The sequence below is a fragment of the Halobacillus sp. BBL2006 genome, assembly GCF_000786645.1.
Classification (GTDB): Bacteria; Bacillota; Bacilli; order Bacillales; family Halobacillaceae; genus Halobacillus.
The window spans coordinates 1-1,657 of sequence record NZ_JRNX01000685.1 but is presented as its reverse complement, the minus strand read 5'-3'; the positions used below and the strand labels follow the sequence as shown (position 1 = coordinate 1,657).

The following is a 1,657-nucleotide window of genomic DNA, read 5'->3' as shown; positions in this document are numbered from 1 at the left end:
CCCCGCCATCCCTAGCCCCGCTCCAGTAACGGACCCAGATATCTCGAAACTGAGTCTTCAACAATCGGGAGCTTTTATGTAAGAAGAAAAGCATTGAATGCATGCGGGTGGGGAATATTTTTCCATACAAAAACGTCCAGAGGAAATTCTCTGGACGTTTTTCTGGTCAACCTTATCAGTGATGAGCAGAACGCTTATGATTTTCCTCTAATGAACATTGAAGTAACGGGCTTCTGGATGGGCAAACACCATCGCTGTGACCGATGCTTCCGGTTCCATCATAAAACCATCAGTCAATTCGACCCCGATATCTTCAGGTCGGATCAGTTGGAAAAGCTTCTTCTGATCCTCAAGGTCTGGACAGGCAGGATAGCCGAAGGAATATCTCTGCCCCTGGTATTTGGCAGAAAATCGTTCCTGCATTGTGAAATCCGTCGGGTCAGGGAAGCCCCATTTATCCCGCATGAGCTGGTGGATATGCTCGGCTAATCCTTCCGCCGTTTCCAGAGCAAGAGCTTGCAGAGCGTGACTTTCTAAATACTGGCCGTTTTCCTTCAGTTCGACAGCGCGTTGCCGGATCCCCTTTCCAGCTGTGACTGAAAAGAAGCCGACATAATCCATCTCCCCGCTCGATACTGAGCGTATATAATCAGCAAGGCAAAGAAAAGGTTCTTTAGGTTGTCTTGGAAACGTGAACCGCTCGATTACGGTTGTTTTATCGCTTGGATCGTATATGATCACATCATTCCCGTCTGATTGAGCCGGGAAGAATTGATAGATGGCGGATGGACGGATCCATCGTTCGGCTTTTGCCTTTGCCAACAGTCCATCAACGACTTCTTTCAGATGCACGGCTTTTTCATTTTTTTCCTCCAACAGTTTTGAAATTCTTCCTTTAAGCCCAAGGTGATGACCAATCAGCATTTGCATGTTGATGAATGGCTCGATTTGAGCCACCGGATAATCACTGATGAGGTGACGCTCAAAATCATGAGGATAATAGACTGGTACGGTCGTTGAAACAGTCGATTTTGGTTTAACAGCAACCGCTGTGGCTGATTCCGATGAAGAGCGTTGAACCGAAGCACGCGATAAGGCAGCTTCTTGTTTCTTTTTATGTTCATCCAACAGCTTTACTCTGCTTTCCTCGTTACTCAACTGATTGGATAGGGATAGTCCATCCATTGCATCTTTTGCATATAAAACGGCACCTTCGTATTCAGGTGAAATTTTTGTGTTCGTAAATTTACGGGATAGAGCGGCTCCGCCAACGAGAATTGGCAAAGAGATTTTTTGCTGCTTCAAGTCTTGTGCGGTCAGTACCATTTGCTGAGCAGATTTAACGAGCAGTCCTGATAATCCAATAATATCCGGTTTTTCGCTTTGTACTTGCTTAATCAAGTCGGATGGAGTAACTTTTATGCCTAAATCAACGACTTCAAAACCGTTGTTGCTTAAAATAATTTCTACTAAATTTTTCCCGATATCATGAACGTCGCCCTTCACTGTCGCGAGCAAGACCTTTCCTTTTTTATTCGAGGAATCTTGCTTCTCCATATGTGGTTCTAGAAAAGCGACGGAAGCTTTCATCACCTCTGCGCTTTGGAGAACTTCTGCTACGATCAGCTGGTTATCATTGAAAAGGCGGCCGACTTCT

1 protein-coding gene is annotated in these 1,657 nt (G+C 45.3%); it reads right to left on the bottom strand.

Features of this window, described 5'->3' with window-relative positions:
• Positions 1-207: 207 nt before the first annotated feature.
• Positions 208-1,657 (bottom strand): vitamin B12 dependent-methionine synthase activation domain-containing protein (locus LD39_RS18260; protein WP_035551304.1); only part of this gene is annotated, 1,450 nt, incomplete at its 5' end.